A 20,355-nucleotide genomic window follows, 5' to 3' on the forward strand; every position below is an offset into this window, starting at 1 on the left:
GGGCGGTCTTCATGCGGATTGGGTCAGGTCCCGACGCACGGATTGCCGGCTGGATGACGGCACGGCGCGTCGCGAAGCGTTTTCTCCCGTGTAACACAACCCCAGTGGACGCTTACAAATTGCAACGCTCGTCGCTGACGGGTTCGTGTTCAATCGAGGTCATTCGGGGTTCGCTCGAATAACGACACTGACTCAAAGGGAGAAAAACGTGAAACGCTTGATGTTGGCTCTGGTGACGGGCGCGCTGCTGGCTGCATCGCTGAGTGGCTGTATCGTGGTGCCGGAAGGCGGCGGCTATCACCATCATCACGACTACTACTACCGCTGACCGGGTAACAGATGCTGATGACCGCCGCTCAGGCCATCAGCATCTCGAAGGCGAGGACGGCGGCGATGGCCGCCGCGTTCGCCGCAACCGCTTCGACGACAATGCCTTTCCACGTCGCCGGCTTGAAGCGCAGCGCAAGCAGCAGCGAGCCCAGCAGCGCCAATGCGATGATCACGACGACGTCCGCGTTGTGAAGATGTAAGTCCATCGATGCCTCCCTCAAACCGCCTTATTGTCGATTCGAGTATAGGCATGCCAAAAAGGGCGGCGAGAACGGGGGTTTCCCTGTCCGCATTCGCCCGGAGTCGGGTTTTCCGCGCCGGTTTTCGTATCGTCGGCGGCCTTCGGTTTCGAGATCGTTTGAGGCTTCAAACAGAACGAGAACGGCCCCGGCGCAAGTCGCTTGCGCCGGGGCCGTTTGCGTCGTCGGAATAGACGGCGGCGCGAAGGGTTACATCAACCTTGCATCGCGCGTCTCGCGCATGCACAGCACGCCGAGCAGACTCAGCACGGCGGCAGCCGACACATACAGACCAACCCACGACAGGCCGCCCTGCGCGGCGAGCATCTGCGCGATGTACGGCGCAACCGATGCGCCCAGAATTCCGCCGAGGTTATAGGCGACGCCCGCGCCCGTATAACGGACGTTGGTCGGGAACAGTTCGGGCAGCAGCGCGCCCATCGGCGCGAACGTCACGCCCATCAGGAACAGTTCGATGATCAGGAACAGCTGCACGAGCGGCATCGAGCCGCTGCCGAGCAACGGAGCCATCGCGAAGCCCGACAGGATCGCGGCGACGCAGCCGACGATCAGCACCGGCTTGCGGCCGAAGCGGTCGCTTGCCCACGCGGAGAGCGGCGTCGCGAGCGCCATGAACACGACGGCGACGCAAAGCATGCCGAGGAAACTCTGACGCGAGATGTGCAGCGCCGATACGCCGTACGACAGCGAGAACACGGTCGAGATATAGAACAGCGTGTAGCAGACGACCATCGCGAACGCGCCGAGCAGCACGGGCCACAGATGGCGGCCGAGCAGCGTCGCGACCGGGACGCGCACGCGCTCGTGACGTTCGATCGCCGCCTGGAACGCGGGCGTCTCGGCGATTTTCAGGCGCACGTACAGGCCGAGCGCGACCAGCACGGCGCTGACGATGAACGGCACGCGCCAACCCCAGCTGCGAAACTGCTCGTCAGACAGCGACAGCGCGAGACCGAAGAACAGTCCGTTCGACGCTAGAAAGCCGATCGACGGCCCGAGTTGCGGGAACATGCCGAACCAGCCGCGCTTGCCCGCCGGCGCGTTCTCTGTGGCGAGCAGCGCCGCGCCGCCCCATTCGCCCCCTAGGCCGATGCCTTGGCCGAAGCGCAGGATGCACAGCAGGACAGGCGCGAGACTGCCGATCGAATCGTAGCCGGGCACGAAGCCGATCAGCGTCGTCGACAGGCCCATCACGAGCAGCGAGGCGACGAGCGTCGATTTGCGGCCGATGCGGTCGCCGAAGTGCCCGAACAGAAACGAGCCGATCGGCCGTGCGATGAACGCGATGCCGAACGTGACGAACGCCGACAGCGCCTGAGCCGTCGCCGAGCCGTGCGGGAAGAACACGGGGCCGATGACGAGCGCGGCGGCCGTCGCGTACACATAGAAGTCGTAGAACTCGATCGCGGTGCCGATGAAGCTAGCGAAGATCACGCGCGACGCGCTGTTCTGGCGGCCCGCGCCGGACTGCGCGCGGGAGAAAGGCGAGGTGGACATGCAGGGTCTCCAAATGTCGTGACGTTGCCGCGAGGGGCGGGCGGTGCGTCTTTGTGTGTCTGGCGTGAGCGCAGCGAGTGCGCGCGCGATCGTGGAAACAGCGGTGCAAACGGCGGCACTGGCCGCGATGCAAAGCGAGGCTCAAACGGTGATGCAGGCGGTGCAAGCGCGATGCAAGTTCGATTCAGGCCGCGGACACTCGCGACGCGCGACGTTGCAACTGCAACGATTCGACAGCTTGCATCGTGCTGACGGCTTCGAGCGTCGTGGAGAACTCGTGACGTCGAAGCGGTGCACGATGCAAACGGGACGGACGCGGGCGCGGGTGGCGCGGCAACGTGACGGTCGGGCTGCGCGCGAGTCGAGCGGATAGGCTCGTGGCGCGCAGCGATCGCCGGCGAACCCGGCGGGCGTTTAAAAAAATTATAACGACCGCGGGCGGCGCGCAGCAAGGCGCGCGTTCGTAGTGCGGCCGATTGCGGCGCGCTTTTCTGTTAGTCGAGCGTCTGCGCTTGCGGCGATGCGAACGTCCGCAACTGGAATTTGCCGTTGTCGTTGAAGAGCCAGTCTTCGAACAGCTCGACCTGGCCTTTCGCGTTCAGCAGTTTCGCGGGCGGCAGCGGCAACGGCGCCGAGCGTCGCAAGGTGGCGAGCGCGGTGCCCTCCGCTTCATCGTCGCCGTTCGTGCGATACACCGACGATGCCACGATCTGTCCATTGCGATCGACGACGAACGATACGACGACGAGCGAGCGCAGCATCGCCTGCGGATTGCCGCGCAGCACATAAGACGGGTTGCGCTCGACGATGCGTTGCGCGACGGCCGAACGGTACTGATCGAGCGTCGCGCTGTTGATAGCGGCGGGCGGCACGACGGCCGCCGGTCGTTGAGGCGGCGTGAACGTAAAATTGCACGCTGCTGTGCCGAACAGCACAAGAGCGAGTGCCGCCGCTCGCCTGATTGCTCGATGAATGCGGCTGTGAAGCGAGAGGGTGGGCATCGCAATTACTCGCACGCGAGATGTCTCTTCATCGTAGGCGATGCATATGGCGATTCAATGAGCGTTGCTACGGATGTGAGTGGTGGCACGCGATGGGGCGTCTGGGCGCGGATCGCGGTGCTTGCCGTCATGCGCTGACTGCCTCTCCACGCGGGTCGCTCTGAGGGTCTGCGAGCCAGATGCAACGACGGTCGAATGTGGTGCTGCCTTCAACACGCGAGAGAAAGCTTTTGAATGGGCTCCATCGAACGGCACGTAGGCGTGCGGTGCGCTGAAGCATTCATCTCCAAGCTCATCGATATCCAGAACGGTATCGAATGGCACTATGCCTTCAATGTCGAGCCAAGCTTTGTTCTGTTCGGGTAGTTCGTTCCATATTCGCCATGCCTCGGCTCGCTTCACATGCGGAGAATTCACTTCAGGCGTCCAGGGGTCATCGTGCAAGCGAGTGGCGTCATGACAACACAGCATTGCGTCCCAGCTCTTTCCGTCGTCGGACAAAAACGCGAAATGTCGATGAAGCGAGAATTTCAGTCCATCGTGACTGAGACCTACGTACCTGCGCACGTACCACGGAGGCAGCCTTTCGAAGTTGTGGATCTCGGCCGAATAGGGATACTGCAGTGCGTCCGGCGAACGCAGCAATACACTGCCGTGCTCCTTGGGGCCGAGTAGGCGATTCGCTTTGCGCTTCATCGCTAGCTTGGACCGTAGGTCAGCCCGTTGCGAGCGACGCCGAATGGTCAACGAGACTCCAAAGTAGGCGAAGAGCAGGCCATCGTTCTCGGGCCGGAAAAGCCTGTCCTCGACTTCCCCCTTGCCCCAGATATGCCATTCCTGCAAGCCCATCTGAATGCAGCGATCGCGAAAAAGGTCACGCGCCGCTTTGGAGAAGTCGCAAGCCGCCGTGAAGATGATTCCGTGAAGCTTTTCGTTCTCACCCAGCTTGATTTCGTCCAGATATTGAAGCAGCTTTTTCGGGCCGATCGCGCGCTCGCGCTTACATTGGATGAGCCACATGTGATCACTGATGCCCACCACGACCGCCGCTTCGTCATCGTCGGCCTCAGAGGCCAACGAACTGTCAACCTCAATAATTTCATATCCGCCGGCATCGAAACCATCGTCGGAGCCGGATCGGCCCGTCGCCTCTAAACGTCGCCACGTCTTGAAGTTGTAGACGAGTTGGCGAGTCAGTCTTCGAACCGTTTTGGTTCAAGGTCTTCAAAATGCAGCGGAAATGCAGCGGACCAAGTGTTCGCGATGTGACGATCATTCGCTCTCCAATGGTGTGTTCGATGAATGATGATACGTCGCTCGCGCGCCGGCGCCGGCTCCGTCCGCGTCACCTTGACGATCTTTTGCAAACGGGGATCGGCGCTGTGCTAGGTATACCAGTACTGTCCAGTCGCATGGAGGAAGAGTGGGTAACGAAATCAGGCTGGCTGATCGCTCGCTGACATCGCGCCTTCGTCGCGATGTCTTCGTGCGGGACGCTGACAAGCAACGCGCTGCCGACGCCGCGAAGTCGTTCCTGACGGATGCATTTCGCTGGACGCGGGACTATGGGTCTTGCCTATGAGCTACAACAGCCTTCATGTCCCGCTGAATTTTGGAACGTGCCAATGCAAGCTTGTACCCGCCAGGGACTTCTACAGCCTCTCTGGCGGATATGTGGACCACTTCGCCAACTGGGATGCGCGCCGTGAACGGGGGCGCGAAATCGAAGATGACAAGCGCATCTTCGACCGGTATTTCCGTCCCAATTACGATTTCCGGCGAACGATTGCTGCGGATATCGATGCGATCCGATCATTCTTGAGGGAACAGCGGAACGTCGTTTACTGGAACCTGCCAACCGATAACCCGGGTATCGAGCGCGCACTCAAACAGGCCGTCCGCGACGGACTGCTTGTGCCCGTCATCAATCGTGACTGGCGCTCGCTTCCGATGACGTTCCGGCCTACGCCCGCGCCATTGCGATGGCCGTCGACGTCAGGCGGTGGCGAATTCGGCAGCGGTGGCGAATTCGGCAGCGGTGGCGGCACGGTGTGGGCTGCCTTCAGGAATGCGGGACCGGGGCCTTTGGTATGGGATGGTGAACCGGTGCTGAGTGGGCCATACGATCCCTCTACCGTAGAGGCGCAGTTGAAGGCTGCGCGCGCCGCGTTGAGTGCGCGCAGCGTTAACGATGACGGTAGCCTGTCCAGCGTAGTGGAAGCTATGGCCGGATCTGTACTCGGGTGCGATCCAGATACAGACGTTGATGGTGACGGCACACCCGACATGGCTGAGAACTTTGCGGACGACGTCGGTTCGGATGACGACGCATCGACGCCGCTCGGCAATGCGCAGCCCTTCGGCTATGAACCAGATTTGCCGGCCGGCGAATCCTTCGATATTGCCAAGACTCCGAACCAAGGCGAGCCGGGGACCTGGTACACGAATTCCGGTAGCGGTCAGATGCGCATGTATGGCGACGATGGCCAGCCCGTTGTTGATTTCGATTTTGACCATGACCACGGTCAGGGGACTCCTCACGCGCACAATTGGGATGATGGAGTGCGCGGGCCCGGCGTTTCTTTTTCTCCGTTATGAGTTTTACTGGAGCTTATATGGCCACCGATACCTACACAGATGTCCGAAATGTTTCAGAATTTCCGAGCTTTCATGATGCAGAGTTGACCGGAATCGAACACGATCCCGAATTGCGCACGCTTGAGCTTCGTTTCCGACGGGTTGGCGGCGAAGTAGAGGCACTAAGATTTTCTGGCGTGATCCATCAACGCCTGATTGATTTCGCTGGGCAGAATGTCGCGTCGAGGCTCCTGATTTCGCCACGCTACACGTTTTCACTCGCCGAAGTTCGCACCTGGCTCCAATGGATGAATAGCAGGGACGATTCAAAGCGAGCGGCGATCAGTGAGCAGAACGGAGAGAGATGCGTCCGCGATCTGGTAGCAGGCCGTCGTGTGTTGTTCGTTCTAGAGCCATCGTGCGGCGCAGAAATGGCCGTGCTCTGCGAGTCGCTTTCACTGAAGGTATGAACGTGAAGCGGGAGCGTTTCTTTGGCGAGCTTGGCTGCTTCGCCCAGAAATACACGCGCAAAGCGCACGCCGGCCACAATGCGAACGGCCGCCGATATCACAGGAAGGTCGAGAGGGCGATGCGACGAATGTGGCCAGAGAAGTTGTCTGATTTGCTTTCGTCGGCATCGTTCCACGCAGGCATCGCCCACAACTGCAGAGCGGAGATCGTATATCCGGACGGTTTTATCGAGTTGCTGGACTTTGTCTGCCAATGTTGGATCAGGACCCACCAACACGACACGGAGTTGACTTGTTTGATAGTTAAATCGTGCGTCGGAGACGGGGCTCGATGCTAACTGTTTGATTTTGCTGATTTTTTTGAGATTCTGGCGGAGGGTGTGGGATTCGAACCCACGAAGGCCGTAAAGCCTTGCCGGTTTTCAAGACCGGTGCATTCAACCGCTCTGCCAACCCTCCGAGCCCGAAATTGTAACCTGAAACGCTTCGCGCACGGGCAACAAACGATGGAGCCGATCAAGGCTCCTTCAGAAACAGCGCCTGAAGATCGTTGAGGAAGGCCTGCCCGAGCGGCGTCGGCGCGATCTTCTCGTAGTCGCGCGCGATCAGGCCGCGACGCTCCGCTTCCTGCAACGCCGGCTCGATCGATGTCATCGGCAGACCCGTGCGCTCGATGAACCGATGCACGGGAAAGCCCTCCACCAGCCGCAGCGCGTTCAACATGAATTCGAACGGCAGATCGCGCGCGCCGACTTCATGCTCTTCCTGCACGGCGTTGCCCGAACGCGCTTCTTCGATGAACGTCGCCGGATGCTTGAAACGCATCTGCCGCAGGATACGGTTCGGGAACGACAGCTTCGTATGCGCGCCCGCGCCGATGCCGAGATAGTCGCCGAAGCGCCAGTAGTTCAGATTGTGCTTGCTCTGCCGATGCGGCTTCGCATACGCCGACACCTCATAGCGTTCATAACCCGCTTCGCGCGTGCGCTCGTGAATCCAGTCCTGCATGTCGGCGGAAGCGTCGTCGTCGGGCAGCGGCGGCGGGAACTTCGCGAACAGCGTGTTCGGCTCGAGCGTCAGGTGATACAGCGACAGATGCGGCGGCGCGAACGACAGCGCCGTCTCGATGTCCGCCTGGCATTCGGCAAGCGTCTGTTTCGGCAGCGCGAACATCAGATCGAGATTGAAATTGTCGAACGTCTGCGCCGCGACCTCGACGGCATGGCGCGCCTGCGCGGCATCGTGAATGCGGCCGAGCGCCTTCAGATGCGTTTCATTGAAGCTCTGAATGCCGACCGACAGCCGGTTCACGCCGCTCGTGCGAAATTGCGCGAACTTGTCGGCTTCGAACGTGCCGGGATTCGCTTCGAGCGTGATCTCGGCGTCGGCATCGAGCGGCAGGAGCGCGCGCACGTCGGACAGCAGCCGATCGAGTCCTTTCGCCGACATCAGACTTGGCGTCCCGCCGCCGATAAATACGGTATGCACCTGCCGGCCCCACACGAGCGGCAGCGCGTGTTCGAGATCGCTGCGCAGCGCGTCGAGGTAATCGTCCTCGGGGAACGTGCCGCCCTTCGACTCGTGCGAGTTGAAATCGCAGTACGGGCACTTGCGCACGCACCACGGGAAATGCACGTAGAGAGCGAGCGGCGGCAGCGACGTCAGACGGATGCTGCCGGGCGACGTGAACGCCTTGATCACGCCGGGTCCCGTCGTCGATGCGTGGCTCACGCTTCCTCCTTCAGCCGCGCGAACAGTTGCTGCAACGCGATCGCGCGATGGCTGCTTGCGTTCTTCACGGCAGGATCGAGTTCGGCCGCCGTCGCGTTCAGCGCGGGCAGGTAGAAGTGCGGGTCGTAGCCGAAGCCGTTCGCGCCGCGCGGCGCGTCGAGAATCTCGCCGTGCCAGCGGCCTTCGGCGATCAGCGGCTCGGGATCGTCCGCATGGCGCACGAGCGCGAGCACGCAGAAGTAGTACGCGCGACGGTCGTCCACTTCCTTCAGTTGCTCGACGACGCGCGCGTTATTGGCCGCGTCGCTCTTCTCGCCGCCCGCGAGTTGCGCGTAACGCGCCGAATACACGCCCGGCGCGCCGCGCAGCGCGCGCACGCACAAGCCGGAGTCGTCGGCGATCGCGGGCAGGCCCGTCAGCTTCGACGCATGGCGCGCCTTCGCGAGCGCGTTTTCGACGAAGGTCGGATGCGGCTCTTCTGCTTCGGGCACGTTCAGTGCGCCTTGCGGAATCAGCTCGATCCCCGCCTTGCCGAAGAGCGCCGCGAACTCGCGCAGCTTGCCCGCGTTGTTCGACGCGAGGACGATCTTGCGCAGCGCCGGCTGTGTCGAAAGCGCCGCGCTTTCGCGACGGTCATTCATCCTTTATCTCCAGCGCTGCCTTCTGCTTGGCGATCAGCGCCGCGATGCCGCTTTGCGCGAGATCGAGCAGCGCGTTCATTTCGCCGCGCGAGAACGGCACGCCTTCCGCGGTGCCCTGAATCTCGACGAAGCCGCCGTCGCCCGTCATCACGACGTTCATGTCGGTGTCGCACTGCGAGTCTTCGTCGTAGTCCAGATCGAGCACGGGCACGCCGTCGAACACGCCGACGGATACGGCCGCGACATAGTCGGTGATCGGCGACGTTTCGATGCGGCCCGTCGCGAGCAGTTTGGCGACGGCATCGTGCGCGGCGACGAAGGCGCCCGTGATGCTCGCCGTGCGCGTGCCGCCGTCGGCCTGGATCACATCGCAATCGATGTTCAGCGTGCGCGTGCCCAGGCGTTCGAGATCGAACACGGAGCGCAGCGCGCGGCCGATCAGGCGCTGGATTTCCTGCGTGCGTCCCGTCTGCTTGCCGCGCGCGGCTTCGCGGTCGCTGCGCGTGTGCGTCGCGCGCGGCAGCATGCCGTACTCGGCCGTGAGCCATCCCTGGCCGCGATCGCGCAGGAACGCTGGCACGCTTTCGGCGATGCTCGCCGTGCAGATCACCTTGGTGTCGCCGAACTCGACCAGCACGGAGCCTTCCGCGTGCTTCGTATAGTGGCGTGTGATGCGCACGTCGCGCAGCTGATCGGCGGCGCGGCCGCTGGGGCGTTTCGTGATGTCGTTCATCGTCGGAATTGAAGGGAAGAAAGGGCGGAAGGAAACTGCAATTTTACCGCCGATCGGTCCGGCGACGCCCGTGCGCGCCTGTTTCCCTGCCGGCTCGCGGATGGCCATGCGGCCCGATGCGTCGGAGCATGAACGGCGAGCACGAGCGCCGAACAACGTCGATGCATGTGTCATCGCGCTATGGATTTTTGCTCGCGTCGCGGCGCATGCAAAATGCCTGATGGCCGGCTTTACCCGCAGGCGCCGTGCGGCGGGTCGCTGCGTCCGGCCGGCCCGGCAAAAATGGGATAATGCGCGTTCTCCGCCTCGCGTCTCGTACACGCCGGGCGACTCGAATCCCTGGTCGTGCGATGTCGATCGCACATTCGCCGACCGCAATCGCGAGACCTATCATGATCTACAGTATGACTGGCTATGCGAGCGCCACGCGCGAACTCGCAGCGGCATCCGGCAACGGCGGCGTCAGCGTGTCCGTGGAGTTGCGCACGGTGAACTCGCGCTTCCTGGACCTCAATTTCCGGATGCCGGAAGACGTGCGCGTCTGCGAACCGACGCTGCGCGAAATGCTGATGAACAAGCTCTCGCGCGGCAAGGTCGACATCCGCATCAACCTGCAGCGCAGCGAGCAGGCGGCGAACGCGGGCGCGCTCAACCGCGATGCGCTCGCTCAGCTCGCGATGCTGGAACGCGCCGTGCTCGATGCGTTTCCTGACGCCGGACGTCTGCGCACGGGCGAGATCCTGCGCTGGCCGGGCGTGCTCGCCGAAAGCGGCGTGTCGCCGGAAGTGCTGCGCGATGCTGTGCTCGAATGCGGCAAGCAGGCGATCGGCGATCTGATCGACGTACGCGGACGCGAAGGCGCGCAGCTCGCGACGATGCTGCTCAACAACGTCAGCGAGATGGAAGCGATCGTCACGAAGATCACGCCGCTCGTGCCGGAGCTGATCGCGAAGCATCAGCAGAAGATCGTCGAGCGTCTGCAGGAAGCGCTCGGCATCGCCGCGCCGGATTCGGCGGCAACGATCGTGTCGCGCGAAGAGATCGCGGAGCGCATCCGTCAGGAAGTGACGATGTACGGCATTCGCATCGACATCGCGGAAGAACTGTCGCGCCTCACCGCGCATCTGAACGAAACCCGCCACGTCATCCAGAAGGGCGGCAAGGTCGGCAAGCGTCTCGACTTCATGATGCAGGAGCTGAACCGCGAAGCGAACACGCTCGGCTCGAAGGCGGCCGCGAAGGAACTCGCCGATTCGTCGATGACGCTCAAGCTGCTCATCGAGCAGATGCGCGAACAAGTACAAAACCTGGAGTAATACGGGAGTCTCACCAGCATGACCGAAACCAAACGCAATCCATACGCAGGCGTTTATCCCGGCAACCTGTTCATGGTCGTCGCGCCGTCGGGCGCCGGCAAGTCGACGCTCGTCAACGCGCTGCTCGCACGCGACGCGGCGATCCGTCTGTCGATTTCATACACGACGCGTCCGCCGCGCCCGAAGGAGCAGGACGGCGAGCACTATCACTTCACGACCGTCGAAGATTTCCTCGCGCGTCACGACGCGGGCGAGTTTCTCGAAAGCGCGGAAGTGCACGGCAACTACTACGCGACGTCGCGCGTATGGATCGAAGAGCAGATGAAGAGCGGCCATGATGTGCTGCTCGAAATCGACTGGCAGGGCGCGCAGCAGGTGAAGAAGCAGTTCCGCAATGCCGTCGAGATTTTCATCTTGCCGCCTTCGCTCGAAGCGCTCGAAGAGCGCCTCAAAAAGCGTGGCCAGGACGAGCCGAACGTGATTACGCGACGCCTTCTCGCAGCGGGCAGCGAGATGGCGCATGCAGCGGAAGCGGAATACGTCGTGATCAACGAAAACTTCGATCACGCGCTCGCCGAACTGCAGTGCCTCGTCTCGGCGACACGCTCACGCTTCACGTCGCAATACGCGCGCCACACGGAGCTCTTCATGCAGCTCGGCATTCACTTGCCGCACGCCTGATACGGGCGAGCTCTCGAGGACATAAGGTAGAATAACCGACATACAGAGAAGGAATTTTCAACATGGCCCGCATTACCGTCGAAGACTGTCTGAAACAGATCCCGAATCGTTTTGAACTGGCGCTTGCCGCAACCTATCGCGCACGTCAGCTCGCTCAAGGCCACACGCCGAAAATCGAAAGCCGCGACAAGCCCACGGTCCTCGCGCTACGCGAGATTGCGGCTGGCCAGGTCGGCGTCGAAATGCTGAAGAAGGTGCCCGTCTAAGGCGCGCTTCAAGTTTCGATCGTCATGTAACTCAACCCACGCGTGCAGACGGGCACAATCGCAAAACGGAGGCGACCATGAGCACTAACCCCTCGCCATCCGCAACGGAAGTGGAACACGCTGCCCACGAACACGATAGCGAATCGCCATCGTCTGCACGCAAGTACATCGACGCGGTCCTCGAACAATCGTTTCGCCATCTGTTCGGACCGACCGCCACGCCGGAGCAGCCGCGCCGGCATGACGTCGTCTCGATCGCCAAGCTGACGTCCGCGCTGTCCGGCTACCTCAGCCCGGAAGAGATCAAGGAAGTCAAAGCGGCTTTCCACTTCAGCGACGAAGCCCACCTCGGGCAATACCGTCAAAGCGGCGAACCCTACATCACGCACCCTGTGGCTGTCGCGGAGATCTGCGCGGCCTGGAAGCTCGACGCGCAGTCGATCATGGCCGCCCTCCTGCACGACGTGATGGAAGACCAAGGCGTGACCAAGACCGAACTCGCGGAGCGCTTCGGCGCGAAGGTCGCGGAACTGGTTGACGGGTTGTCGAAGCTGGACAAGATGGAGTTCCGCAATCGCGAGGAAGCGCAGGCGGAGAACTTCCGCAAGATGCTGCTCGCGATGGCGCGCGACGTGCGCGTGATTCTCGTGAAGCTCGCGGACCGGCTTCACAACATGCGCACGCTCGGCGCCGTGCCGCCCGAAAAGCGCCGCCGCGTCGCACGCGAGACGCTCGACATCTACGCGCCGATTGCACACCGGCTCGGCCTCAACAACACGTATCGCGAGTTGCAGGACCTGAGCTTCGCGAACTTCAATCCACATCGTTACGCGACGCTCGAAAAGGCTGTGAAGGCGGCGCGCGGCAATCGCCGCGAAGTGGTCGGCAAGATTCTCGAATCGGTGCAGCGCGCGATCTCGGATGCGAAGCTCGACGCCGAAGTGACGGGCCGCGAGAAAACCATCTTCAGCATCTACAAGAAGATGCGCGACAAGCAGCTGTCGTTCTCGCAGGTGCTCGACGTATACGGCTTTCGCGTGGTCGTCGAGAGCGCGCTCGAATGCTATACGTGCCTTGGTGCCTTGCACGCGCTCTACAAGCCGGTGCCGGGCAAGTTCAAGGACTACATCGCGATTCCGAAGGTCAACGGCTACCAGTCGCTGCATACGACACTGGTGGGCCCGTTCGGCGCGCCCATCGAGTTCCAGGTGCGCACGCGCAAGATGCACGAGATCGCGGAGGCGGGCGTCGCCGCACACTGGCTGTACAAGAACGGCGGTGCCGATCTGAATGACGTGCAGAAGCGCGCGCATCAGTGGCTCAAGTCGCTGCTCGACATTCAGAGCGAAGTCGGCGATTCGAGCGAATTCCTCGAGCACGTGAAAATCGATCTGTTCCCGGATGCCGTCTACGTGTTTACGCCGAAGTCGAAGATCATGGCGCTGCCGCGCGGCGCCACGGCGCTCGACTTCGCGTATTCGATCCACAGCGATCTGGGCAATCAGTGCGTCGCGGTGAAGATCAACAACGAACTGCTGCCGCTGCGCACCGAGCTGAAGAGCGGCGATATCGTCGAAGTGATCACCGCGCCGTATTCGAAGCCGAATCCCGCGTGGCTAGGCTTCGTGCGTACGGGCAAGGCGCGTACCGCGATCCGTCACTATCTGAAGACGATGCGCCTGAACGAGTCGGTGCAGCTGGGCGAGCGCCTCGTCGATCAGTCGCTCAAAGGCTACGGGCTGTCGCTCGCCGACGTCACGCCGGAAGTGTGGGACAAACTCGTGCTGTGGACGGGCAACAAGAACCGTCAGGAAATCTTCGCGGATATCGGCCTCGGGCGGCGCGTCGCCGCAGTGATGGCCAAGCGCATCGAAGTGCTGATGAGCGGCCGCGAAGGCCACGAAGCCGACGACGAAAACCCGCGTGCCGAACAGGGCGCGACGCCGAGTGCGCCGCCCGTCGTCATCACGGGCACGGAAGGGATGTCGGTGCAGCTTTCCGCGTGCTGCCGGCCCATTCCCGGCGACGACATCATGGGCTACATCGGCATCGGCCTCGGCATGGCGATCCACACGACGGATTGCCGCGTCGCGCAGCGCATCCACAGGCGCGACCCGGGCCGCTGGATCGACGTCGCGTGGGCGCCGCAGCCTGGGCGTCTGTTCGACGTCGCGATCAAGGTGCTGGTCAAGAATACCAAGGGCGTGTTCGCGCGCGTCGCGGCGGATATCACGTCCGCCGACGCGAACATCGTCCACATTGCGATGGACGAAGACCAGTCGCAAGAATCGACGTTCCTGCGCTTCGTCATTCAGGTCAGCGACCGTGTGCATCTCGCGAACGTGATGCGTCGCGTGCGCACCAATCCCGACGTGATGCGCATCGCGCGCGAACGCCCGAGCGAGGAAGGGCATCGTCATCACGACGGCGGCATGCGGATCGAACGCGAGCGCGCCGATTACTGAAATCGAAGTTGAGCGGCGGGCGCGCCGTTTGCACGACTGCGCGCAAGCCTTGCCTGTTTTCACGGGAACAACGCGATGAACGTAGCTGATCTCTCGGGCCTCGCGCTCGACTACTGGGTCGCACGCAGCCTGCACGACTTCGTGCGCGAAATCCACTTCACCGATAGCGGCCGTGTCGTGTCGATACGCGGCAACGACCGCGGCCGTCCGTGGGATGGACGCTTCACGCCGTCGACGTCTTGGGAAGCGGCGGCCGTCGTGCTCGAACGCGCGCAGCGGCTCGAAGTGCGCGAGCGCACGCGCGAGGGCGCGGCGCATTGCGTCGCCGAGTTCGAGGGCGGGCGCGGGACGGTATCGGCGCATGGTGAATCGCTGCGTAACGCGCTGCTGAGGGCCTTCGTGATCAGCCGGTTCGGTGATACCGTCAACGACGTGCTGCGCCAGCCTCAGGCGCTCTTTGGGATGCGCGCGACGCCGATCGGCGAGCAGGCTTCTCCGTTGGGCATCGAGAACGAACTGCCGAAGCCGGATGGCGAAATCGGAGATATCAAGTCGACGCCGCGTTGATGCGAGGCCTCAGGCGCAGAGTGATCGGGGAAAGAGGCAAAAGCGGCCGCAGAAAGGGGCCGAAGAAAGACAAAGGGCCTTCCGGATGGAAGGCCCTTCATGGGTGGCGCGGCTGGCAGGATTCGAACCCACGACCCCTTGGTTCGTAGCCAAGTACTCTATCCAACTGAGCTACAGCCGCACGCAGAAATGAGATTATAGCAATGTCTCGGAAAAAGGGAAGGGCTAACCCTGAAATTTGTGACAGTAGCCGTATCATGTACCCTTGGTATAGGGATGTCCGCTTGAACGCTGAATCATCATGAACAAGGCCTTTGTTAAAGAATCGACTGACGAGAACGACGACGATCTCGAAGCCTCTCAACCCGACGTGCCTGCGGGCGCGAAGAACTACATCACGCCGGCCGGCTATAGGCGCTTGCGCGATGAACTGCTGCATCTGATCGACGACGAGCGGCCGGAGGTGGTCAAGCTCGTGTCGTGGGCGGCGTCGAATGGCGACCGCTCCGAGAACGGCGACTACATCTATGGCAAGCGGCGGCTGCGCGAAATCGACCGTCGTATCCGCTTTCTGACCAAGCGCATCGATCTGGCCGAGGTCGTGCAAAGCAGCCGGCAGGAAAACACGGATCAGGTGTTTTTCGGCGCGACCGTCGAATACGCGACGGAAGACGGCGAGACGCACACGGTGAAGATCGTCGGTGTTGACGAGGTGAATCTGGACGAGGGGCACGTCAGCTGGATCTCGCCCGTTGCGCGCGCGTTGCTGAAGGCGAAGATCGGCGATCAGGTGACGTTGCATACGCCCGCAGGACCGCAGGCGATCGATGTGCTGGACGTGAGCTATCCGACTCGTGAGGAAGAGGGGGACGCGTAGGCGGCGAAAGTCTCGCTGTGATGGCCGCGACGTCGCCGATGAAGAGCAGCGAGGACCGAAAAACGAGGACCCGCGCGGAAAACGAGGACGAAAAAAAGGCGCCGCAAGCGGCGCCTTTTTCATGCTGCGAGTACTGCTGATGCTTAGAAGCGGTGACGCAGGCCAGCCGTCACAGCGACTTGCTTCTCGTTGGCCGACGCGTTCAGACCGTTGATGTTCGCGTTGACGAGCGAGTTTTCGCTGACTTGCTGGTATTCACCCTGCAGGTAGACGTCGGTACGCTTCGACAGCGCGTAGGCCGTTTGCAGGTTGAACTGGTTCCAGTGCGGGCGCTCGCCGGCGATGCTCGAGCGGGTGTACGTGTACGAACCGGCGATGCTGATAGCCGGCGTCAGAGCGTAGCGTGCATTCGCTTCGAAGTTCTGGAAGTGACCGCTGTTGCCGCCGAAGCGGTTCTGCAGACCCTGGTTGCCCGACGCACCCTGGTTGATGCCTGCCCACTGCGACAGGTTCGTCTGCGAGTACACGAGGCCGACGGTTGCCGGGCCGAACGTGTAGTTCGCGCCTGCGCCCCACGTCTGCTGGCGGCCAGCGAAGAACGTGTTGTCGCCCGTGACTGCGCCGCTGCCATTGAATGCAGCCGCCGCGCCCGTTGCGCCGTTGCTGTTCAGTTGCAGGTAAGCAGCAGCGAGGTTGAAGCCTGCGAAGCTGTACGACGCGCCAGCGCTGTATGCGCGGTTGTTTGCGAAGCCGTCAGCCTGGTTCGAGAAGCCGTACAACGCGCCGAACTTGAAGCCAGCGTAGTTCGCGCTCTGGTACTTGACCGAGTTGTTGACGCGGAACGAGTTGTTCAGGTTGTCGTTGTCGAACGGGTGGGCGAACTGCGTGCCGCCGTATTGCGTGCCCGTCAGCGACAGCGGACCGACGTAGTCGACCATGCTGTCATATTGACGGCCGAGGGTCACAGCGCCGAACTGGTCGCTTGCGAGACCGACGAACGCCTGACGGCCGAACAGACGGCTGCTTTGCTTCAGCGTGCCGTCATTGATGCCAAAGCCGTTTTCCAACGTGAAGATCGCCTTCAGGCCGCCGCCGAGGTCTTCAGCGCCGCGCAGGCCGAAACGGCTGCCGTTCACCGAGCCGCTCGTCATCTGGACGTTGCTGTGACCCTGGTTCGGGCCCGTTGCCTGATTGTTCGTATAGGTGATGCCGGCGTCGATCAAGCCATACAGCGTGACGCTGCTTTGCGCATGCGCAGCCGTTGCAAATACGCCCGTCAGGGCAGCGACCATGAGAGTCTTTTTCATCTTTGTAACTCCGAGAACAGGATGGGTTCTAGTACCCAGGCTTGAAGGAAACTTCACGCGAGCGCTGCGAGAGGCAAAATCGCGTGAACAACGCACGGTGACCGACGTGCGTTCGTTTCCGGGTAGGCAAAGTGTAGAGACGTGGCTCGCCAGATGGCCGTTCCGAATTTCGCAATAAAGTATTACGCGGTAGGAAATTATCGAGCGGAAGCGTGAAAGCCTTATTCGGAAAGGCTTTCCGGCTGATTGAGTCGTGCCAGCGGAGGGTGTCAACCTTTACGCGTTGTTCAATTACGACACGAAATGATGTGCGAAAACAACGCGAAAATGGCGGAATTCAGATTGTTGTCAGCATTGAAATAGTAGTTTGCGAGATGCGCATCTATTCAAATTCCCGTCCGGCGCTATACTAAAAGTTCTGCTTTTCGAAGCAGACTTTTTCGTTGACGAAAAAGATCTCCAAACCTTTGTCGGCGCGACTTTCTCCAAGTCGCGCTTTTTTTACCCGCTCCTACCGCGCATCGATTTAATGATGCTTTCCATCCGGAACGACAGGAGCAAATTCAAGTCCCGGCGTCAGACTCCAATCCTCGATCACGTAGTGACGTGCGTCCATTGGGGATGACAGCAGGTTCTGCCAGTGATCGCCGTGCCACATCGGATCGAACTCCAGCGCGGATGTGCGCTGCGCAGCGCCATCAGCGCGCGATGCGTCTTTCGGAGAGCGGAACAGTTGGGCGGCGATGCGGAGGAGGGTATCGAACAGCATGGCATTTCTCCAATTGCAAACTGCTGGCTAGAATCTTGCGACTCACGTGTTACCTTAACAACCCGTGGAAACACTTACGAAAGACACGATTTGTTACATCGCGGAAAGATTTGCTTGCCTGTCTTTGTTATAGCAGACGGAAACCGGCAATAGAGACCGATTTTATTCCGCGGACTTAAAGAAGTTCCGGTGCTATGCGCACCATTACTATCGCTTTGACGAACGTACAAACGCCAATTTGAAACCGCTTGACGCCTCCATCCGGTTCCCCGTATAAATGCCATGCTGAATTTTCGATAGCGGGACGCTGATCTGTGCTTCACGCATATATTTCCGTTTTTTGAAATTCGTTAATCGTAATCAGCATTAAAGGGCATTGCCTGTTTAGTCAAATATCGAGGAAAGTGGAATATGGAAACCGGTATCGTCAAATGGTTTAACGATGCTAAAGGCTTTGGCTTCATCACCTCCGACTCGGGGGGCGAGGATCTATTCGCGCACTTCTCGGAGATCCGTGCGGAAGGCTTCAAATCGCTGAAGGAGAACCAGCGCGTGTCGTTCGATATCAAGACCGGCCCGAAGGGCAAGCAGGCTGCCAACATCCAGCCGCTCTGATCTTCATCGAATCTCCGCTGTCAGATAACCCCTCGCCTTGCGAGGGTTTTTCATTTGTCGCGCAATCAGCGTTAATGCGGCGTCCGAATCCACGCCGCTTCGGCGGACAGAATTCGTAAGCGTTTCCTATCACGTGCAGATCATCCGTATTAACGCCGGAAACTAGGCGTAATCCCTGATTGATGATTTATTTATGACAGGGAAGTCGAATAAATATAATCCGGCGGACAGTAAAAGGGCGAGCGCAATTCCGATGACCTGAGAATCCCGTGCGCAAGCAATGCCGTCGATAGGGCATACTTGTACCAATTCCCGCATTGCACAAGTTTTCCCATGTCCGTACCATTTCTGCCTGATCCGGCCCTCGATGTGCCGATCGCCTTCGTCGACCTCGAAACTACGGGCGGCTCCACAGGCACTCATCGGATCACGGAAATCGGCATCGTCGAATTGGGGCCGGGGGGCGCGTCCAGCTGGACCACCCTCGTCGATCCCGGCCAGCCGATTCCCCCATTCATCCAGCAGTTGACGGGCATCACCGACGACATGGTGCGCGGCGCGCCCACGTTCGAATCGATTGCAGCCGATCTGTTCGCGCGGCTCGATGGCAGGCTCTTCATCGCGCACAACGCCAGTTTCGATCGCGGATTCCTGCGCAATGAGTTCCAGCGCGCGGGCTATGCGTTCAATCCGGACGTGCTGTGCACGGTGCGCCTGTCGCGCGCGCTGTTTCCGGCGGAAAAGCGCCACGGACTCGATGCGCTTGTCGAGCGGCACGCGCTCGTACCATTGGATCGACACCGCGCGCTTGCCGATGCCGATCTGCTCTGGCAATTCTGGCAGCGTCTGCACGGCCTGGTCCCTGTTGACGTGCTGCGCGCGCAGATCGACAAGACGATGCGTCGTTACCAGCTGGCGGGCGATATCACCGAAGATCTCCTCGATACCGCGCCGGCTGGCTGCGGCGTGTATGCGTTTTATGGAGAGAACGACGCGCCGCTGTACGTCGGCCGAAGCGTGCGCGTGCGGCAGCGTCTGCGCGCGCATCTGACGGGCGAGCGCCGTTCGTCGAAAGAGATCAGGCTTGCGCAGCAGGTGCGGCGGGTCGAGTGGCGCGCGACAGGCGGCGAGATCGGCGCGCTGCTAGCGGAAGCGCAGTGGATCGCGACGCTGCGCCCGCCGCTCAACCGTGTGCCGCGCGTGAGTCGCGCCGATCCCGTCGATGCGCCCTGGCCATACGACGGCGCGATTGCGTTCGAGGAGCGCGATGCGTCGGAAGGCGCGCGCGTCTTTCATGTCGTCGACGGCTGGCGCTATCTCGGACACGCGCCGTCGCTGGCCGAAGCTGCGGCGCTGCTTGCTGCTGGCACGCGTGGCGCGTTCGAGTTGCCCACGTGGCGCATCCTCCAGACGCACCTCGCGCGCGGATTGCGCGTGCTGCCGCTGTCCCGCGCGCCGGGCGAGGCCGACAACAACGCCGCTGCCGTGGCCGCGCCAGCGACGGCAGCCATCGACGCGGCCTAGCCCGTCGCCCCGACGCCCCCCGCTTCGCACACATGCCCGAGCGCTCGCGTGAGCGCGGCATTGCGCGTGTTGTCGTAGCGGGTGAGCGATTTCCAGTTATCGATGCCGCGCGCGACGCGTGTCGGGCAATCGTCCTGCGCGCGCAGCGTCTGCATGCGCACGAGCGCAGCGATCAACGATTGAGTCAGCTTGTCCAGTTGCGGCCGCAGGCTGGTTGCGAGATCGGGCGCCGCGCCTTCGGGCGGCCGGGTTGCACGCCACGAATCGAACAGCGCGTTCTGCACGTCCTTGCTCGCGTCGATCTGATCCTGGAAGAACGCGCGCGCGAAAGCCGGATCGACGTCCGCCTTCGTCGCGCGCTTCTCGACGTCGGCGAGGAGCGCCTGTTCGCGCGGCGTATCGGTGATCGGCTGATGATGTGCCCACTTATAGCGTGCAACAGGCTCGGCCAGCGACAGACGTTGCGAGACGAGCGCGATCAGATTGGTGAGCGCGGTGTCGTCGCCATCGGCGCGCGCCGGCGTTGGCGCGAAGGCGAGGGCGAAGGAGAGCGCGATCGCGCCAGGCGCGCTGAGGTAGAGCGAACGGATCATTAATCTTGAGACAGCCGGAAGCTGCGCAGGAAGAAAAACACGGAAGAATAGACGAAGCGCACAGCATGCGTCGCGCATGCATACATCGACGGCCGCGACGCAGCCGCGAAGACGTAGGGATAAGTCAGCGAATAC

20 protein-coding genes and 2 tRNA genes are annotated in these 20,355 nt (G+C 61.7%); 10 read left to right on the forward strand and 12 right to left on the reverse strand.

Features of this window, described 5'->3' with window-relative positions; translation table 11 throughout:
• Positions 1–356: 356 nt before the first annotated feature.
• From BMW76_RS19045 to BMW76_RS19065, 4 genes are all read right to left on the reverse strand, one after another.
• Positions 357–536, reverse strand: coding sequence for a hypothetical protein (locus BMW76_RS19045; protein ID WP_090867795.1), 180 nt, complete (start codon positions 534–536; stop codon positions 357–359).
• 243 nt (positions 537–779) lie between these two features.
• Positions 780–2,087, reverse strand: a complete 1,308-nt coding sequence (locus tag BMW76_RS19050) for an MFS transporter (RefSeq protein ID WP_090867797.1) — start codon at positions 2,085–2,087, stop codon at positions 780–782.
• Between the two features lie 494 nt (positions 2,088–2,581).
• Entirely contained in the window at positions 2,582–3,088 is a 507-nt protein-coding gene (locus tag BMW76_RS19060) for an energy transducer TonB (protein ID WP_090867801.1), read from the reverse strand.
• Between the two features lie 54 nt (positions 3,089–3,142).
• Complete coding sequence (locus BMW76_RS19065; protein WP_090867803.1) at positions 3,143–4,165, reverse strand: hypothetical protein; 1,023 nt, start codon at positions 4,163–4,165, stop codon at positions 3,143–3,145.
• Positions 4,166–4,666: 501 nt separating this feature from the next.
• Here BMW76_RS19065 and BMW76_RS41195 point away from each other — a divergent pair.
• Both BMW76_RS41195 and BMW76_RS19075 read left to right on the forward strand, forming a co-directional pair.
• A complete protein-coding gene (locus tag BMW76_RS41195) occupies positions 4,667–5,686 on the forward strand; it encodes a hypothetical protein (RefSeq protein WP_177200427.1) in 1,020 nt (339 codons plus the stop codon).
• A gap of 17 nt (positions 5,687–5,703) precedes the next feature.
• The gene (locus tag BMW76_RS19075) at positions 5,704–6,135 is read left to right on the forward strand and encodes a hypothetical protein (protein WP_090867806.1); all 432 of its coding nucleotides are present in this window, start codon (positions 5,704–5,706) and stop codon (positions 6,133–6,135) included.
• Positions 6,136–6,504: 369 nt separating this feature from the next.
• On the opposite strand, the gene BMW76_RS19085 is transcribed toward BMW76_RS19075, so the two are convergent.
• From BMW76_RS19085 to rph, 4 genes are all read right to left on the reverse strand, one after another.
• A tRNA-Ser gene (locus tag BMW76_RS19085) sits at positions 6,505–6,594 on the reverse strand.
• 57 nt (positions 6,595–6,651) lie between these two features.
• On the reverse strand, positions 6,652–7,866 hold the full coding sequence (gene hemW, locus BMW76_RS19090) for a radical SAM family heme chaperone HemW (protein ID WP_090867810.1): 1,215 nt from the start codon (positions 7,864–7,866) through the stop codon (positions 6,652–6,654).
• On the reverse strand, positions 7,863–8,507 hold the full coding sequence (rdgB, locus tag BMW76_RS19095) for an RdgB/HAM1 family non-canonical purine NTP pyrophosphatase (protein WP_090867812.1): 645 nt from the start codon (positions 8,505–8,507) through the stop codon (positions 7,863–7,865). Before rdgB ends, hemW begins: the two co-directional genes overlap by 4 nt.
• Entirely contained in the window at positions 8,500–9,240 is a 741-nt protein-coding gene (gene rph / locus BMW76_RS19100; RefSeq protein WP_090868002.1) for a ribonuclease PH, read from the reverse strand. The genes rdgB and rph overlap by 8 nt, the downstream gene beginning before the upstream one ends.
• 392 nt (positions 9,241–9,632) lie before the next feature.
• Here rph and BMW76_RS19105 point away from each other — a divergent pair, with 392 nt between their 5' ends.
• The 5 genes from BMW76_RS19105 to BMW76_RS19125 all read left to right on the forward strand — a co-directional run bounded on the left by BMW76_RS19105 (position 9,633) and on the right by BMW76_RS19125 (position 14,535).
• Positions 9,633–10,556, forward strand: a complete 924-nt coding sequence (locus BMW76_RS19105; RefSeq protein WP_090868004.1) for a YicC/YloC family endoribonuclease — start codon at positions 9,633–9,635, stop codon at positions 10,554–10,556.
• 18 nt (positions 10,557–10,574) lie between these two features.
• Complete coding sequence (gene gmk / locus BMW76_RS19110; RefSeq protein WP_090867814.1) at positions 10,575–11,237, forward strand: guanylate kinase; 663 nt, start codon at positions 10,575–10,577, stop codon at positions 11,235–11,237.
• A 62-nt stretch (positions 11,238–11,299) separates the two neighbouring features.
• The gene (rpoZ, locus tag BMW76_RS19115; protein ID WP_087737994.1) at positions 11,300–11,503 is read left to right on the forward strand and encodes a DNA-directed RNA polymerase subunit omega; all 204 of its coding nucleotides are present in this window, start codon (positions 11,300–11,302) and stop codon (positions 11,501–11,503) included.
• A 77-nt stretch (positions 11,504–11,580) separates the two neighbouring features.
• Positions 11,581–13,968: a RelA/SpoT family protein gene (locus BMW76_RS19120; RefSeq protein WP_090867816.1), complete on the forward strand. Its 2,388-nt coding sequence runs from the start codon at positions 11,581–11,583 to the stop codon at positions 13,966–13,968.
• 75 nt (positions 13,969–14,043) lie between these two features.
• Positions 14,044–14,535, forward strand: a complete 492-nt coding sequence (locus tag BMW76_RS19125) for a phage protein NinX family protein (protein WP_090867818.1) — start codon at positions 14,044–14,046, stop codon at positions 14,533–14,535.
• Between the two features lie 104 nt (positions 14,536–14,639).
• Here the strand turns inward: BMW76_RS19125 and BMW76_RS19130 are convergent.
• Positions 14,640–14,716 (reverse strand) — tRNA-Arg (locus BMW76_RS19130).
• A gap of 120 nt (positions 14,717–14,836) precedes the next feature.
• Between BMW76_RS19130 and greB the strand changes: the two genes are divergently transcribed.
• The gene (gene greB / locus BMW76_RS19135; protein WP_090867820.1) at positions 14,837–15,412 is read left to right on the forward strand and encodes a transcription elongation factor GreB; all 576 of its coding nucleotides are present in this window, start codon (positions 14,837–14,839) and stop codon (positions 15,410–15,412) included.
• 143 nt (positions 15,413–15,555) lie between these two features.
• Here the strand turns inward: greB and BMW76_RS19140 are convergent, their stop codons facing one another.
• The gene (locus tag BMW76_RS19140) at positions 15,556–16,719 is read right to left on the reverse strand and encodes a porin (protein ID WP_090867821.1); all 1,164 of its coding nucleotides are present in this window, start codon (positions 16,717–16,719) and stop codon (positions 15,556–15,558) included.
• Between the two features lie 526 nt (positions 16,720–17,245).
• Positions 17,246–17,488, reverse strand: coding sequence for a hypothetical protein (locus BMW76_RS19145; RefSeq protein ID WP_090867823.1), 243 nt, complete (start codon positions 17,486–17,488; stop codon positions 17,246–17,248).
• A 411-nt stretch (positions 17,489–17,899) separates the two neighbouring features.
• On the opposite strand from BMW76_RS19145, the gene BMW76_RS19150 reads away from it, so the two are divergent.
• Complete coding sequence (locus BMW76_RS19150) at positions 17,900–18,103, forward strand: cold-shock protein (RefSeq protein ID WP_090867825.1); 204 nt, start codon at positions 17,900–17,902, stop codon at positions 18,101–18,103.
• A 333-nt stretch (positions 18,104–18,436) separates the two neighbouring features.
• Complete coding sequence (locus BMW76_RS19155; RefSeq protein ID WP_090867827.1) at positions 18,437–19,627, forward strand: exonuclease domain-containing protein; 1,191 nt, start codon at positions 18,437–18,439, stop codon at positions 19,625–19,627.
• Here BMW76_RS19155 and BMW76_RS19160 read toward each other — a convergent pair.
• Positions 19,624–20,220, reverse strand: a complete 597-nt coding sequence (locus tag BMW76_RS19160) for a chorismate mutase (protein ID WP_090867829.1) — start codon at positions 20,218–20,220, stop codon at positions 19,624–19,626. The genes BMW76_RS19155 and BMW76_RS19160 overlap by 4 nt on opposite strands.
• Between the last annotated feature and the right edge of the window lie 135 nt (positions 20,221–20,355).

Source organism: Paraburkholderia diazotrophica, from assembly GCF_900108945.1.
GTDB lineage: Bacteria > Pseudomonadota > Gammaproteobacteria > Burkholderiales > Burkholderiaceae > Paraburkholderia > Paraburkholderia diazotrophica.

What these genes read in the sequence shown, in the direction of transcription:
- BMW76_RS19045 (WP_090867795.1), bottom strand. Translation starts at nt 536, where the DNA reads ATGGACTTACATCTTCACAACGCGGACGTCGTCGTGATCATCGCATTG.
- BMW76_RS19050 (WP_090867797.1), bottom strand. Translation starts at nt 2,087, where the DNA reads ATGTCCACCTCGCCTTTCTCCCGCGCGCAGTCCGGCGCGGGCCGCCAG.
- BMW76_RS19060 (WP_090867801.1), bottom strand. Translation starts at nt 3,088, where the DNA reads ATGCCCACCCTCTCGCTTCACAGCCGCATTCATCGAGCAATCAGGCGA.
- BMW76_RS41195 (WP_177200427.1), top strand. Translation starts at nt 4,667, where the DNA reads ATGAGCTACAACAGCCTTCATGTCCCGCTGAATTTTGGAACGTGCCAA.
- BMW76_RS19075 (WP_090867806.1), top strand. Translation starts at nt 5,704, where the DNA reads ATGGCCACCGATACCTACACAGATGTCCGAAATGTTTCAGAATTTCCG.
- rdgB (WP_090867812.1), bottom strand. Translation starts at nt 8,507, where the DNA reads ATGAATGACCGTCGCGAAAGCGCGGCGCTTTCGACACAGCCGGCGCTG.
- rph (WP_090868002.1), bottom strand. Translation starts at nt 9,240, where the DNA reads ATGAACGACATCACGAAACGCCCCAGCGGCCGCGCCGCCGATCAGCTG.
- BMW76_RS19105 (WP_090868004.1), top strand. Translation starts at nt 9,633, where the DNA reads ATGATCTACAGTATGACTGGCTATGCGAGCGCCACGCGCGAACTCGCA.
- gmk (WP_090867814.1), top strand. Translation starts at nt 10,575, where the DNA reads ATGACCGAAACCAAACGCAATCCATACGCAGGCGTTTATCCCGGCAAC.
- rpoZ (WP_087737994.1), top strand. Translation starts at nt 11,300, where the DNA reads ATGGCCCGCATTACCGTCGAAGACTGTCTGAAACAGATCCCGAATCGT.
- BMW76_RS19120 (WP_090867816.1), top strand. Translation starts at nt 11,581, where the DNA reads ATGAGCACTAACCCCTCGCCATCCGCAACGGAAGTGGAACACGCTGCC.
- BMW76_RS19125 (WP_090867818.1), top strand. Translation starts at nt 14,044, where the DNA reads ATGAACGTAGCTGATCTCTCGGGCCTCGCGCTCGACTACTGGGTCGCA.
- greB (WP_090867820.1), top strand. Translation starts at nt 14,837, where the DNA reads ATGAACAAGGCCTTTGTTAAAGAATCGACTGACGAGAACGACGACGAT.
- BMW76_RS19140 (WP_090867821.1), bottom strand. Translation starts at nt 16,719, where the DNA reads ATGAAAAAGACTCTCATGGTCGCTGCCCTGACGGGCGTATTTGCAACG.
- BMW76_RS19145 (WP_090867823.1), bottom strand. Translation starts at nt 17,488, where the DNA reads ATGCTGTTCGATACCCTCCTCCGCATCGCCGCCCAACTGTTCCGCTCT.
- BMW76_RS19150 (WP_090867825.1), top strand. Translation starts at nt 17,900, where the DNA reads ATGGAAACCGGTATCGTCAAATGGTTTAACGATGCTAAAGGCTTTGGC.
- BMW76_RS19155 (WP_090867827.1), top strand. Translation starts at nt 18,437, where the DNA reads ATGTCCGTACCATTTCTGCCTGATCCGGCCCTCGATGTGCCGATCGCC.
- BMW76_RS19160 (WP_090867829.1), bottom strand. Translation starts at nt 20,220, where the DNA reads ATGATCCGTTCGCTCTACCTCAGCGCGCCTGGCGCGATCGCGCTCTCC.